The organism is Anaeromyxobacter dehalogenans 2CP-1, from assembly GCF_000022145.1.
GTDB lineage: Bacteria > Myxococcota > Myxococcia > Myxococcales > Anaeromyxobacteraceae > Anaeromyxobacter > Anaeromyxobacter dehalogenans.
This window is the reverse complement of record NC_011891.1, coordinates 3,860,962-3,874,395: the sequence shown is the minus strand read 5'-3', so window position 1 is coordinate 3,874,395 and position 13,434 is coordinate 3,860,962. Positions and strand designations below refer to the sequence as shown.

The window sequence follows — 13,434 nt, the reverse complement described above, 5'->3', positions numbered from 1 at the left end:
AGCATGACCCGTGCTCTCGCCCTCGGCGCCGTGGTGGTGGCGCTCGCGGCCGGTCCCGCGCGCGCCGCGGATCCGCGCCCGCAGCCCAAGGAGGCGGACCTCGGCCAGAAGCGCCAGGTCGCGCCCGACGCGTCGCTGGGCGGGAGCCTCCAGGCCGCGAAGAAGGTCGCCGAGCCGGGCGGCCCGAAGCTGGACTTCGAGACGTTCCGCAAGAAGGTCGAGGTGGACATCTCGGCCAAGCGCCGCGAGGAGATCGCCAGCCTCCAGCAGCTCATCCAGCTCGGCGGCGGCTCGGCCACCGAGACGCCGCAGTGGTACTTCCGGCTGGCCGAGCTGCTCTGGGAGGAGTCGCAGTACTTCTTCTTCGAGGCGAACCGCCGCGACGACTGCATCATCGAGATCGGCACGTCGAACCCGGGCGAGGTGGGCCGGCTCCAGGAGGAGAAGAAGGGGCTCGACCAGCAGTCGCGGCGCCTGCAGGAGCAGGCGGTGGCGCTCTACAAGGCCATCATCTCGCGCTACCCGAGCTACCCGCGCCTCGACGAGGTGCTCTACTTCCTGGGCGAGAACCTCTCCCGCCGCGACCGCAACGACCCCGACGCGCTGAAGGCGTACCGCGCGCTCATCCAGAAGTTCCCGAGCTCGCGCTACGTGCCCGACGCGTGGATGGCGTTCGGCGAGTACTACTTCGAGCGGGCCAACAAGAACGACCGCAACGGCAACCTGCGCAAGGCGCTCGAATCCTACCGCAAGGCCGCCGAGTACCAGGAGAGCTCGGTCTACGGCTACGCGCTCTACAAGCAGGGCTGGGTCCACTACAACCTCGGCAACTGGAGCGAGGCGCTGGAGCTGTTCCGCGGGGTGATCTTCTTCGGCGAGATGCCCACGAGCACGGTGCCCGCCGACCGCAAGCTCGCGCTGGTGAAGGAGGCGCGGAAGGACTACGTCCGCACCTACAGCCACGTCGGCTCGGCCGAGGGCGCCTGGGACGACTTCCGGCGCGTCGGCGGCCAGACCGGCTGGTGGGACATGCTGAAGTCCCTGGCCGGCCTGTACTTCGACGAGGGCAAGGATCGCGACGCGGTGCTGGTCTACCACCGCATGATCCAGGAGAAGCCGCTCTCGGTGGAGGCGCCGTTCTTCCAGTCGCGCATCGTCACCTGCGCAGGCCGCATGGGGCGCAAGGACGCCGCGGTGGCCCAGGCGCACGTCTTCGTGCGGATGCTCCGCGACATCGAGGCGTCGGCCGAGGGCAAGGACCCGAAGAACGCGAAGGTGCTGAAGGACGCGCGGCGCGACGCCGAGTCCACGCTGCGCATCCTCGCGGTGCAGTACCACAACGAGTGGAAGAAGACGCGCGACGACCCGGTCGCCGGCTACGCCGCCGCCGTCTACAAGGATTACCTCGACGTCTTCCCGGGCGAGGCGCCCGCCTACGAGATGCGGTTCTTCCACGCCGAGCTGCTCTACGCGCTCGCCGACTTCGAGGCCGCCGGCGCGGAGTACGAGCGCGTGGCGCTCGCCGACGTCCAGGCGCTCAAGGCGAAGCCGCAGGCCGGGCAGCCGGCGCCGAAGCCGGGCAAGTTCTTCAAGGACGCGCTCGAGAACGCGGTGTTCGCCTACGACCTCGTCGCGAAGAAGCTCGACGAGACCGAGAAGCGCCAGCCCTCGGACCCGAAGAAGAAGCTCGCGATGGCGCCGCAGCGGCAGAAGCTGGCCGAGGCGTGCCAGCGCTACCTCGAGTACCAGCCCCGCGGCGAGAAGTGGGTGGAGGTCGCCTACAAGCTCGCGAACCTGCACTACCGCCACAACGCGTTCGGCGAGGCGAGCGACCTGTTCACGCGCATCGCGCTCGACCACCCGCAGCACGAGCTGGCCGGCTACTCCGCGAACCTGGTGCTGGACGCGTACAACCTGCTCGGCGACTGGCGCAACGTGAACGGCTGGGCGAAGCGGTTCTACGACAACCGCGCGCTCATCGCCGCCCACCCGCAGCTCAAGGACGACCTCTCCCGCGTCATCGAGCAGAGCGCGTTCAAGGTGATCGAGGAGAAGGAGAAGGCCCAGGACTTCGTGGGCGCGGCCGAGCAGTACCTCGCGTTCGCGCGCGACTGGCCCACCTCCCGCCTCGCCCCCACCGCCTACTATAACGCGTCGGTGGACTACGTCCGGGCCCACCGGCTCGACCGCGCCATGGAGATCCGCGAGCAGTTCCTGCAGCGGTACCCGACGCACACGCTCGCGCCGAAGTCGCTCTACGACAACGCCGAGGCGTACGAGGCGGTGGCGGACTTCGGGCGCGCCGCGGACCACTACGAGCGGTACTTCCAGGCCTGGCGCGCCGCCAGCCGGCGCGAGCCGCCGCCCGCCGCGAAGGGCAAGGCCAGGGGCGGCAAGGCCGCCGCCGCCGTCGCCGAGGCGCCGGCCGGGCCGCCCGCGGTGTACGAGGAGAAGAAGGCGAACGACGCCATCGTGAACGCGGCGGTGTTCCGCGCCGGCCTGCGGGAGTGGGCCAAGGCCGAGGCCGCCACCCGGGCGTACCTCGACACCTGGCCGAACGGCCCCGACGCGCGGCGGATGTTCCGCTCGCTCGCCGACCTCTACGGCAAGCAGGGCCAGGCCAGCCGCGAGCTGCGCCAGCTCGAGGAGTTCCAGCTGAAGTACGCGCGCGACCCGGAGGACTGGATGGACGCGCAGCAGCGCATCGCCGCGATCCAGGAGAAGTCCGGCAACGGCGCCGCCGCGCAGCGCACCTACCAGGCCGGCTACGCCTACTGGCGGCGGAACCGGGACAAGGTGAAGGAGCGCGGCCTCGGGCTGGTGGCGCAGGCGATGTACCTCGAGCTCGAGGACGACTTCGGCAAGTACGACAAGATCACGCTCGACGTGGCGCCGAACTACCTGAAGGCGCAGCTGCAGGTGAAGGGGCGCAAGCTGAAGCAGCTCGAGGACGCCTACGGGGAGGTGGTGAAGCTGAAGCAGGCCGGCCCCGCCATCTGCGCGCTGTACAAGATCGGCCTCGGGTACGAGCGCTTCGCCCGCGCGCTCCACGCCGCGCCCATCCCCCGCGAGATCCGCGGCAACAAGGCGTTCGTGGAGGAGTACCGGGCCCAGCTCACGCAGGCGTCCGAGCCGCTCGAGCGCAAGGCGGTGGAGGGCTTCGAGCTCGCGGCGAACGCGTCGCGCGACTACGGCGTGGTGAACGCGTGCGCCCGCGACGCCTCGGCCATGCTCGCGAAGGCGAAGCCGGATCAGGCCGGCGCGGCCTCGGCCGAGGTCGTCCCGTCGGTCCCCGCGCCGCCCATCGCCGAGGCGCCGAAGGGCTACGGGATCCTGGCCGAGATCCAGCCGGTGCAGGCCCGCCCCGCCGCCGGCGCGCCGCGCGCCCCCGAGGCGCCGCTGCCGGTGCTCCGCCTCCAGCCGGCCGGCGCCCGCAGCGCCGCGGCCGAGCCCGGCGATCCGCGCCCCGGCCGCGCGGCCGCCGAGCCCGCCGACGCGCGCCCCGGCCGCGCCGACGCCGAGCCGCAGCTCCCCCGCCGCAAGAAGGGCGGCGACGAGGACGAGGACCTCCTGCCGTGACCAACGCGCGCACCGCCTCCTTGCTGCTCCTGCTCGCCGCCGCCGGCTGCGCCGGCTCGCGCGCGAACGCCCCGGCGCCGGCGTCCGGCGCCCGCCCCGCGGGGCTCCCCGCCGACGCGGCCGAGGCGCTCTCGGCGCGCGCGCAGCGGCTCTACGCCGAGGCCGTCCAGGCTCAGGAGGACCAGCGCCGGCTCAAGGTGCCCACCGACTGGGCGGTCCTCGAGCGCAAGTGGCGCGCGGTGCTCGACGCGGGCGAGGTCGCCGAGGCGCGGCACAACCTGGGCGTCGCGCTCGAGGCGCAGGGGCGCGTGGACGAGGCGCGGGCGGAGTACCAGAAGGCCCTCGCGGCGAAGCCCGGCCTGCGCCAGTCGGCGGTGAACCTGGGCGTGCTGCTCGAGAAGCAGGGCGACCTGGCCGGCGCGCAGTCGATCTACGCGGCGGTGGTGCGCGACTTCCCCGAGGACGCCCGCGCGCGCGAGCGGCTCGCCGCGATGTACCGCAACGCCGGCCAGCTCGACGAGGCCTGGCGGCTGGCCCGCGAGGCCCTGCTGCGCGACTCGCGCTCGGTGGGCGCGTACGTGGTGATGGCGCGGGTCTCGCTGCAGCGCGGCAACCTGGACGTCGCGCAGCTCATCCTGCTGCGCGCGCAGAAGCTCGCGCCCTCCGAGCCGGAGCTGCCCTTCCTCGCCGGCGAAGTGCTCGCGAAGCAGGGCGACGTCGAGGCGGCGGCCGCGCAGTGGCGCAAGGCGCTCACCCTGGACGACGGGTACCTGCCGGCGCGCCGCGCGCTGCTCGACGCCGCCGTGAAGGGCCGCCGCTGGCCGGTGGTCGCGGAGCACGCGCAGGCCATGGTGCACGCGGATCCCAAGAACGCGCCGGCGTGGCTGGCGCTGGGCGTCGCGAAGCGCCACCAGGACAAGCCCGACGAGGCGCTCGCCGCGTACGCGAAGGCGCAGGAGGCGTCCGGCGACGCGCTGCCGGAGGTGCACCTCGCCCGCGGCGTCCTGTTCATGCGCGTGAAGAACGAGTGCGAGCCGGCGCTCGAGGAGCTCCGCGCCTACGGCCGGATGGTGGGGCCGGTGGCGTCCGCCGACTCGCCGGCGCTCAAGCTCCAGCGGGAGTGCGAGCAGATCGTGGCCGAGAACAAGCGGGCGCAGGAGGCCGCGAAGGAGATGCAGCGGGACGCGGAGCGCAAGGCGGCGGAGGCCGCCGCGCGCAAGGCCGCGGCGGCCGCGCCCGCCGTCGCGCCTGCCGCCGCCGGGGCAGGGGCGGGGAAGAGCGAGCCGGGGGAGCCGGGTACCGGTGCGGGCGGAGGTGCCGCGCCCACATCGCCCCCGAACCCGTCACGGTGAGCGCGAAGGTCGGTTCCGGAGCACAGCCGTTGCTACTTGCACCACCGGCCGCGGTGATAGCCTCGGCCAACGAGAATCGGGGTTCCAAGATGCGAATGCTTCTGCTCACGCTGGTGCTCGGCCTTCCCCTCGCGACGTCCGCCCAGTCGACGGGCCAGGGGGCGGCCCAGCAGCCTCAGGGCAAGGTCGAGTACGAGAAGAAGACGGTGATCAACTTCGAGGACGACACCATCGAGGGCGACCTGAAGCGGCCCGACGGCGAGTACGTGGAGTCGCGCCAGAAGGTGGACCACTCCAACCTCATCAAGATCCGCGAGGACTGGCGCGACAAGGTGATGCAGGCGTCCGGCGACCTGTAGCCGGTACCCACGGCGACCACCCGGGAGACCATGGCCACCCCCATCACCCTCAAGGTGTTCCGCGGCAACGAGCTCGTGCGCAGCGAGCAGTTCAGCCGCGAGATCATCAAGATCGGACGCCTCGCGTCGGCGCACCTGGTGCTCGACGACGAGAAGGTCTCGCGCATCCACTCGGTGATCGAGGTCTCGCCGGACGGCGCCATCTCCATCATCGACATGGGCAGCGCCGAGGGGACCTTCGTCAACGGCAAGAAGGTCAGCCGCGGCGCGCTGCGCGCCGGCGACCAGATCACGCTCGGCGGCCTCCTCATCGTGGTGGAGGGCGCGGCGGCGGAGGTGCCGGCGCCGGCGAACGCGGCGGTGCCCGCGGCCGAGACGGTGAACCACGCGGTCGCCGCGCCCGCGGCGGCCCGCCCGGCCAAGGTGAACGGCAACGGCGTGAACGGCCACGGGCACGCGCACGCCGAGCTGCCCGCGCCCGCACCCGCCGCAGCGGTCGGCGCCGCCGAGGCGGCGCCGGTCGCGGCCGCCCCGGTCGTCGCCGCGGCCGCTGCCGTCGCCGCGGCCCCCGCGCCGTCGCCGCGGCCGGAGCCCGCGCCCGCCGCGGCCCCGGCGCCCGCGCCGCGCCGGTCCACCGAGCCGCGCCGCCGCGCCGCGCTCCGTCCCGCCGATGCCGCCGCCGCCGAGGATCTCTCGGCGGTCGCCGACCTCGGGGTCGAGCTGCGCGTGCTCTGGGGCGACACGCTGCTCGACGCCGCCACGTTCGTGCGGCCGAAGCAGCCGGTGCTGGTGGGCGACGGCGAGAAGTGCAGCCTGCGCGTGGAGGGGCTGCCGCTCGCCGAGTTCCCGATGCTCCGCTTCGAGGACGGCGACTACAAGTTCGCGTTCGGCTCCGGGATGACCGGCGTGGTGGACGAGCGGGGGCAGCGCACGGCGTTCGGCGAGCTGGTGAAGTCGCGCAAGGCCGCCAGCGACGAGAAGGTGAAGGGCGCCTACTGGATCCCGGTGCCCCGCGCCGGCGCGGTCCGCGCCGAGGTGGGCAGCCGCCTCGCCATCGAGGCGCGCCCGAAGAAGCCGGAGCCGGTGAAGCCCGTCCCGCTCTGGGACCGCGTCAACTACCGGCTGCTCAACCTGTTCCTGGTGCTGTTCTTCATCCAGTCCGGGTTCATCGTCGCGGCGAACAACTTCCCGTACGACACCGACGTCCTGGCCGACGACCTGTTCAAGAACCCGTCCCGGATGGCGAAGTTCATCATCAAGCCCCCCGAGGCGAAGCCGAAGAAGCTCGAGAAGCTCGCCGGCGGCACGCAGAAGGACGATCCGGGCGAGATGGCCGAGAAGCACAAGGGCGACGAGGGCAAGATGGGCAAGCGGGACGCGCCCAAGTCGAACGCCCGGTCCGCGCCGCGCGCCATCGACCCGAACGCCAAGGACGTCGTGAAGAGCACCGGCCTGCTCGGCGCGCTCGGCCGCGGCGGCGGCGGGCTCTCCACCGTGTTCGGCTCGGGCGGCCTGGGCGGCGACCTGAAGGGCGCGGTCGGCAACATGTTCGGTCCGGTGGTCGGCGACGCGCAGGGCCTGGGCGGCCTGGGCATCCGCGGCTCCGGCTCGGGCGGCGGCGGCTCCGGCGAGACCATCGGCATCGGCGCCGTCGGCACGAAGGGCCGCGGCGGCGGGCTCGGCACCTACGGCACCGGCGTGGGCGGCCTCGGCAAGAAGGGCGACCGCGACATCAGCATCGGCACCGGCGCCGCCCAGGTCATGGGATCGATCGACAAGGAGTTGGTCCGCAAGGTCATCCAGGACCACGCCGCGCAGATCCGCTACTGCTACGAGCAGCAGCTCGCCATCAACCCGCGGCTCGCGGGCAAGGTGTCGATCAAGTGGGTCATCCAGACCGACGGCAGCGCCACCAGCCCGCAGGTGGACTCCGGGGCGACCACGCTCGAGGACGCCAAGGTCCACGACTGCATGATGAGCCGCATCACCAGCTGGCAGTTCCCCAAGCCCAAGGGCGGCGGCATCGCCGTCATCACCTACCCCTGGATCCTCCGGTCCGCCGGCGGCGAATAGGAGGGACATCTCCGTGAAGAACATCCTCGCCATCCTGGCGCTCAGCGCGCCGCTCCTCGCCGGCGCCCAGGAGTCGGCGCCCCGGCTGCAGGAGGACCCGCGCGCCGCGCGCTTCCGCGACGTCGAGCGCGGCCTCTTCGTCGGCATGGAGGCCGGCTACATGGGCTTCACCGACACGCCCACCGAGGACCCGGCGAAGTATCCCTACGCCGGCAAGGGGGGCGGAGCGGCCGGCGGCCTGATGGTCGGGCTCACGCTCGGCATGGACTTCGGCAACCGGCTCTCGATGGCCGTCTACGGGCAGGGCGGCAACCAGAAGGGCAGCTCGAGCTACGGCGCCTTCAGCCTGTTCGCCGGCGGCCTCGACCTGCGCGTGGCGCTGCTCGGCTGGACCGACCGCAACGACTGGGAGCGCTTCTACCTCTACGTGCACGGCCGCGGCGGCTACGCGAAGAGCTGGCCCGAGGGCCTGTTCAGCACGAACGACGTGGTGGTGCAGGGCGGCCCCGGCATCGAGTACTTCACGCGCCTGCGCCACTTCTCGGTGGGCCTGGCCGCGGACTACGTCTACGCCACGAAGGCGAAGGCGAGCGGGTACGCGGTCTACCCGACGGTCCGCTACACGTTCTGATCCGGGCGGCGGGCGCGCGCGGTCCTCGCCGCGCGCCCGCCCCGGCTCCCCCACTCACCGCCAGGCCCAGGTCTCCGCGCCGTCCGGCGTGCGCGCGTAGGTCCGCCCGCCGGGCGGCCCGTAGTAGACGGCGTCCACCGGCAGCTGGGTCGCGACGTCGAAGATCCCGACCTCGCCGCCCTCGGCCGCCACCGGGAACGGGAGCCGCAGCGTGCCGTGCGGCGGCACCACCGTGCCGGCGGGCAGCAGCGTCGCGAGCCGCTGGCGCAGGTCGCCGGTCAGGGCCAGGCCGCCCAGGTCGCGCGGCGCGTCCTCGCGGTTGTAGAGCTCGATCGCGTCCGGCGCGATCGCGTTCACCACCAGGCCTCCCTCGCCGCGGTGTCGCTCGAGCGCGATCTGCTCGCGCAGGAACCCGGTCCGCCGCCGGACGTAGTCCTTCAGCACCTGCACCGAGGCGTCCGCGTGCGCCGGCTCCACCCAGGGATCGGCCGGGAGCAGCCCGGCGATGAGCGCGCGCAGCCCGTCGATGCGCGGCGACGTCTCGGACTCGGCGAACGGGCCGTCGAGCATCGCCTCCACCTCGTCGAGGATGCGGTCGCGCAGCGCCGGCCGGTCCCAGATGCGCTGGAACAGCACCACGAACGGCGGGTGCGCGCCGCCGTAGCGCGCCTCCTTGCCGGCCGCGACGCCCAGGGTGGCGGCGTCGTAGAGCGTGTAGAACGGGATCGCGTAGCGGAACGGCACGCCCCACTCCACCGGGTTGTCGCGCCAGAACACCAGCTTCGCGTTGTTGAGATCCCACGGCACCCACAGCCACTTGTCGCGCGTGCGGTCGTGCACGAGGTAGCTGCCGGAGTCGTCGATGCCGGAGAGGCTGATGAGGATGCCCACCGCGTAGAAGCGGAAGAAGCGCGGCAGGTCGACGTGCTGCTCCAGCCACGCCTCGATCTCGCCCTCGGGCGTGCGGTTCAGGCCGATCAGGAACGCGTCGAGGTCGTCGGAGGGCTCGCTCTCGTTCGTCTTCTTCTCCCACGGCCCCTGGTAGTGGGCGGGCGGGGTGAGCTTCAGCTCGCAGTCGCGCAGCCCGCAGCGGTAGACGTTGGCGTTCGAGTCGATGCCGTTCTCCAGGAGGAAGTGCTTCTCGTCCGGCTCCTCGAGCTCGACGTACACGCCCTGGTGCTCGCCGTTGACGTCGAGCGTCACGAACTGCGCCCGCGGCGTGGGCACGCCGGCGCCCTTCATGAGCCCGTAGGAGAACGGGTCCGACAGGTAGCCGCCGTCGGGCCACTCCGCGAGCAGGTTGCGCGTGCGCTCGCCGTCGAGCGGCGCGTCCTTCGGGCGGCGCACCTTCCAGCTGTGCTTGGGGTGCTCGCGCGAGCCGTCGCCGCGCTGGCGCAGCTCAACGTCCCACCAGGCGCCGTGGTAGTGGAACCGGCCCGGCGCGTAGTCCTTGCTCCACATCGTGTAGACGATGGCCGCCGTCGCGTCGTCGAACGCGAGCGCGTACGGCTCGACGCTGGCCTGCAGCGGAGGCCAGGCGGGCGCGGCGAGCGGGGCGTCGGGGTTCACCGACCCGGCGCCGCCGCCGCCACCTCCTCCGCCCGGCTGGCCGCCCGGTCCACCACCGCCCGGCTGGCCGCCCAGCGAGGCGTCGGGGAGGGGCGCGCCGTTGCAGGCGAGCAGGAGGAACGGAAGCAGGAGAACGGCGGCCGCCGAGGTGCGTCGCATGAGCACATGCAGCGCAGCGGTCGGCGCGCGGGGAAGCGGGCACGCGGGGGCTTCCCCTTCTACGGGGCGGCGCCCCGCCCGGCGGGGCGGAGCTGCCTGGGGCCCGCGACCTCGGAGCACGCCGACGCGGGCTCGCGCGAGCTCCCCGCGGGCGCGGCGGCGCGGCGCTCGCCGTGCGCTAACGCTGCCGCCGCCGCCGCAGCGCCGCGGCCGCGACGACCGCCAGCGGGGCGAGCAGCGCCCAGCCCGAGCCAGCGCCGGCCTGGCAGCCGACCGCCACGGCGCCGTTCGCGGGCGGCGTCTCCGGGGTGCCGCCAGCGCCGCCGCCGTCCCCGCCACCGGGCGGCTGGGCGGGCAGCGGCGGGATGTCCTTCACGATGGTGAAGGTGTCGTGGATGACGCCGTCGCCGCGGATCGAGTCCACCTTCAGCGTGCCGCCCTCGAGCGTCAGCCGGAGGTGCTGGTCGATCTTCTCGCGGTACGCCGTCCAGGGCTCGGCCGGGAGGGCGAAGTCGTAGAGCCAGCCGCCCGCGCCGCCGCTCGTCACGTACACCGGCGCGGCGGGGTGGTCGTAGTCCTTCTGCACCGGCTGGCCCTGCCGCGTCGGCCAGCTCCGCTCGTAGAGGTGGTTGTGGCCCTGCAGCACCAGGTCCACCCCGGCACCTTCCAGCACCCCGAGCAGCGCCGCCGGGATCTGCGGGTACACGCCGTACTTCCCGGTCGCGACCACGGGCCGGTGGATGAGGACGATCTTCCACGGGGCGCGGCTGGCGGCGAGGTCGGCGGTGAGCCAGCCCACCATGGTCTTCCCGTCGCAGCCGGCGGTGGCCGCGTCCATCGGGACGATGCAGTTCGAGTCCAGCGCGGCCACGTGCACGTCGCCCCAGTCGAACGCGTAGTAGCGCTCGCCCTGGGGTCCCTCGGGCAGCTCGAACGCGTCGAGGTACGGCTGCGCCCACGCCTGCCGGTACTCGTGGTCCCCGAGCGCCGGCCACATCGTCACGTCCGCGAGGAGCGCCGCCATCGGGCGGAACAGCTTGGTGAGGAAGTCGGCGGCCGTGGCGTCCGGGTAGGCGTTGTCGCCGACCGTCAGGATCGCCTGCGCGCCCTCCTCGCGGATGCGCGCGATGTGGTTCATCTCGGCGGGATCGCCGGTGCCGTAGTCGCCGACGACCGCGAGGATGGCGGCGCGGCCCTCGGCCGTGTCGGGCCGGCCCGGCGTGTGGAGCGTGCCGCCCGGCCGCTCGACGCCGTCCACGGTGAGCCGGTACGGCACCGCGCTCGCCGCCGGCAGCCCGTCGAGGCGGAGCAGGTGATGGGTGCCGTCGCTCGCGGCGCGCGCCGTCCCACCGCCCGGGAGGTCCGCGATGGCCTGCACCGTCGCGGCCGCGTCGGTGTCCACCACCACCAGCGCGGAGGACGGGCCGGTCTGCTGCAGGAAGGGGCCGCGCGTCACGCTCGCGGCGAAGGCCGCCGAGGGCAGCGCGGCGAGCGCGAGGAGCAGGCGGGGGAACGAGCGCATGTGGCATCTCCGTGCGCGCGAGGGCGCGGGCCGCAGGACGGCGCTTGAGGGGATCAGCCCGTCTGAACACGCGCGGGGCGCCGCACCATTCCGTCGGGGTGCGCGCCGCGGCGTTCCCGTGCCGATCGCGTGGCGGTCCGCGGGCGCGGGTGGGAACGGCGCTTCCACGACCGGCGCCGCGCGGCCGCCCTGGGGGCGGGGGAGCGTGGGCGCGGATGTACGGGCATCGCCGTTGCACCGCGGCCGGCCGTGCTCGCATACCGACCCACGCGCCGTGCGCTCCCGTTGCTGCTGCTGCTCTCCAGCCCGTGTGCCGCGCTCGCGGCGGAGGGGAGCGCCGCACCGGCGGCACGGGGTGAGCGCGAGGTGGCGGTCGCCACGCCGGCCGCCGTGCCGGACACCGACCGGCCCCTCGCTGGCCAGGCGGACGTGCCGGCGGCCCCGGCGACGGCCGGGGCGGCGAGCGCCCGCGAGGCCACCTACTCGCCGCCCGACGCGCCGGCCGGCACGGCGCGCGTCGAGGTGGTGCGCGCCGCCCCGCTGCCCGCGGCGCCCGCGCCCGCGCCGAGGGCCGCGCCGCCCGCGCCGGTCGCGCCGCCCCCGAGCCCGGTGGCGGAGCCGATCCGCGCCCGCCGCGAGGGGCTCCAGATCGAGGTGGGCGGGCAGGTGTTCGTCGGCGGCGCGGCGGACGCGCGCGACGGGTGGAAGCGCGACGTGGCGCTCGACCGGGCCCGCATCGAGGTGCGCGGGAGCATGCCGGGCCTGCTCACCGTCATCGAGGCGGACGTCGCCGACACGAAGCCGCTGAAGGACGCGTTCGTGCGCCTCGACGGCCCCTCCTCGACGCGGCTCACCGCCGGCCGGTTCAAGCCGCCGTTCCTGGAGCGGGAGACGGCCTCCGCGTGGAAGCTCCCGCGCATCGGGCGCGGCGTGGTGAACGACTACCTGGTGGACCGGAACGAGATGGGCGGCCGGCGCGTCGGCGCGGTCGGCGCGTTGCGCCCGTGGGACGGCGCGGTGGAGCTGTCCGCGGGCGTGTTCCAGGGCACGCCCAACGGCGACGAGAAGCCGCCGCAGGACTACGTGGCGCGCGCCGCGGTCCGGCTCGCCGGGGCGCTCGAGCTCGGCGCCGCCGGCTACCGCGCCGGCCGCTCCACCCCGGACGTGCCCCGGCGCGAGGCGGCCTCCGCCTTCGCGGCGCTCGACGCGGGACCGCTGGCGGTGAGCCTGGAGGGGCTCACGGGGCACATCCAGCAGGGGACGTTCACCGCCGGTCTGGGCCTGGTCGAGTACACGATCCCCCTCGGCAAGCGGCTCCGCGTCACGCCGATGGCGGGCCTGGAGGCGCTGCGACTCCGCGCGCCCGCGCAGGGGACCGGATCGTCCGCCGTGGCCGGGGCGGTGCTCGGCTTCGGGGAAGGGCTCAAGCTGAAGGTGCAGGGGGAGCGGGCGCGCCGCCCGGGGGAGACGGCGCCGGCCAACGCGATCGCCGTCCAGCTCGCGACGAGGTTCTAGCGTGGTGCCCTACGCGGAGGGACCGGTGACGCTCTTGCGGCGCGAGCACAAGGTGCTGCTCGCGCCGGGGGAGGCCCGGGACATCGCGGCGCGGCTCGGCGCCGGGGCAGCGGTCACCACCCGCGTGGCGACCGTCTACTTCGACGCGCCCGGCGCGCCGCTGGCGCTCCGGGCGCTCGAGTCGCCCGGCGACTGCGTCAAGGTGCGCGCGAAGGCCTACCACCCGGATCGCTCCGGCCGGCCCGGGCACGTGGTGCTGGAGCTGAAGCACGAGCGGGGAGGGCTCACCACCAAGGATCGCACCTGGCTGCCGCGCTCCGCGCTGGCGCGCGCGCTCGCGTGCCTGCCGCTGCCGGGGCCGCTCGCGCCGCTCGTCGCGACGTCGTACCGGCGCCGCGTGTGGCAGCCGTGCGAGGGGTGGCGCGTCACCCTCGACGACGGGCTGCGGTTCCACCCCGCCGGCTGGCCGCTGCTCGAGCCGGGCGCGCCGCCGTGGCCCGACGGGCTGCCGCCCCCGCTCGGCGCCGAGCCGCGCGCGGTGCTGGAGCTGAAGCTCGGGGCGGACGCGCCGCCGCGCTGGCTCGTCGCGCTCGTCACCGCGCGGGCCCAGCCGTACAGCAAGCTCGCCGAGGCGTTCTCGCGCGCCGCGCCGGCGCGCACGCGCAGGGCCTGACC

9 protein-coding genes are annotated in these 13,434 nt (G+C 74.3%); 7 read left to right on the top strand and 2 right to left on the bottom strand.

Annotation, left to right across the window (positions count from 1 at the left end; translation table 11 throughout):
- Positions 1-3 precede the first annotated feature (3 nt).
- The 5 genes from A2CP1_RS17450 (at position 4) to cglE (ending at position 7,994) form a co-directional block, all read left to right on the top strand.
- Positions 4-3,579, top strand: a complete 3,576-nt coding sequence (locus A2CP1_RS17450) for a tetratricopeptide repeat protein (RefSeq protein WP_015934598.1) — start codon at positions 4-6, stop codon at positions 3,577-3,579.
- Entirely contained in the window at positions 3,576-4,931 is a 1,356-nt protein-coding gene (gene gltE, locus A2CP1_RS17445; RefSeq protein ID WP_015934597.1) for an adventurous gliding motility TPR repeat lipoprotein GltE, read from the top strand. Before A2CP1_RS17450 ends, gltE begins: the two co-directional genes overlap by 4 nt.
- A gap of 89 nt (positions 4,932-5,020) precedes the next feature.
- Positions 5,021-5,290: an adventurous gliding motility protein CglF gene (gene cglF / locus A2CP1_RS17440; protein WP_012527387.1), complete on the top strand. Its 270-nt coding sequence runs from the start codon at positions 5,021-5,023 to the stop codon at positions 5,288-5,290.
- A 30-nt stretch (positions 5,291-5,320) separates the two neighbouring features.
- Positions 5,321-7,363, top strand: a complete 2,043-nt coding sequence (gltG, locus tag A2CP1_RS17435; RefSeq protein WP_015934596.1) for an adventurous gliding motility protein GltG — start codon at positions 5,321-5,323, stop codon at positions 7,361-7,363.
- Between the two features lie 13 nt (positions 7,364-7,376).
- Entirely contained in the window at positions 7,377-7,994 is a 618-nt protein-coding gene (cglE, locus tag A2CP1_RS17430; RefSeq protein WP_015934595.1) for an adventurous gliding motility protein CglE, read from the top strand.
- A 54-nt stretch (positions 7,995-8,048) separates the two neighbouring features.
- Here cglE and A2CP1_RS17425 read toward each other — a convergent pair whose 3' ends face one another.
- Both A2CP1_RS17425 and A2CP1_RS17420 read right to left on the bottom strand, forming a co-directional pair.
- Complete coding sequence (locus A2CP1_RS17425) at positions 8,049-9,722, bottom strand: CotH kinase family protein (RefSeq protein ID WP_015934594.1); 1,674 nt, start codon at positions 9,720-9,722, stop codon at positions 8,049-8,051.
- Between the two features lie 178 nt (positions 9,723-9,900).
- Positions 9,901-11,244 carry a metallophosphoesterase gene (locus A2CP1_RS17420; RefSeq protein WP_015934593.1) on the bottom strand — a complete coding sequence of 448 codons (1,344 nt, stop codon included), beginning with the start codon at positions 11,242-11,244 and terminating at the stop codon, positions 9,901-9,903.
- Between the two features lie 249 nt (positions 11,245-11,493).
- Between A2CP1_RS17420 and A2CP1_RS17415 the strand changes: the two genes are divergently transcribed.
- Positions 11,494-12,759 (top strand): OprO/OprP family phosphate-selective porin, encoded by a 1,266-nt coding sequence (locus A2CP1_RS17415; RefSeq protein WP_245529823.1) that lies wholly within the window; start codon positions 11,494-11,496, stop codon positions 12,757-12,759.
- A 1-nt stretch (position 12,760) separates the two neighbouring features.
- On the top strand, positions 12,761-13,432 hold the full coding sequence (locus tag A2CP1_RS17410) for a VTC domain-containing protein (RefSeq protein ID WP_015934591.1): 672 nt from the start codon (positions 12,761-12,763) through the stop codon (positions 13,430-13,432).
- Positions 13,433-13,434 lie beyond the last annotated feature (2 nt).

What these genes read in the sequence shown, in the direction of transcription:
- A2CP1_RS17450 (WP_015934598.1), top strand. Translation starts at nt 4, where the DNA reads ATGACCCGTGCTCTCGCCCTCGGCGCCGTGGTGGTGGCGCTCGCGGCC.
- cglF (WP_012527387.1), top strand. Translation starts at nt 5,021, where the DNA reads ATGCGAATGCTTCTGCTCACGCTGGTGCTCGGCCTTCCCCTCGCGACG.
- gltG (WP_015934596.1), top strand. Translation starts at nt 5,321, where the DNA reads ATGGCCACCCCCATCACCCTCAAGGTGTTCCGCGGCAACGAGCTCGTG.
- A2CP1_RS17425 (WP_015934594.1), bottom strand. Translation starts at nt 9,722, where the DNA reads ATGCGACGCACCTCGGCGGCCGCCGTTCTCCTGCTTCCGTTCCTCCTG.
- A2CP1_RS17420 (WP_015934593.1), bottom strand. Translation starts at nt 11,244, where the DNA reads ATGCGCTCGTTCCCCCGCCTGCTCCTCGCGCTCGCCGCGCTGCCCTCG.